Below are 227 nucleotides of genomic sequence, written 5' to 3'. Positions count from 1 at the left end.
GTGGTCGATGACGAGGTCTTGTTGGGTGTGTTGGCTGCTGCGGTGTCGGCGCGGAATCTGTTGGACTTGGTGATCTCCTCGGCGGTGGTGGCGGCCGAGCGGGCCGGTGTGCCGGGGCGGCGGCACCTGCGCACCGGGGCTGATCTGCTCCGGTTGTTGGGGATGTCCCCGGGTGCGGCGGCCCGGGCGGTACGGGTGGGACGCGCCGCATCGTCGTTGCCGGCGTT

The 227-nt window shown here is 71.4% G+C and carries 1 protein-coding gene; it reads right to left on the bottom strand.

Going from position 1 to position 227, the window contains the following annotated elements:
- Positions 1–227, bottom strand: a 227-nt coding sequence (locus G154_RS26670; RefSeq protein ID WP_192817321.1) for a hypothetical protein, incomplete at both ends; no start/stop codon positions are given.

It is taken from the genome of Mycobacterium sp. VKM Ac-1816D, from assembly GCF_000416385.1.
In the GTDB taxonomy this organism is placed as follows: Bacteria; Actinomycetota; Actinomycetes; order Mycobacteriales; family Mycobacteriaceae; genus Mycobacterium; species Mycobacterium neoaurum_A.
Note: the sequence above shows the minus strand (reverse complement) of the source record. Positions and strands in the feature narration are given on the sequence as shown.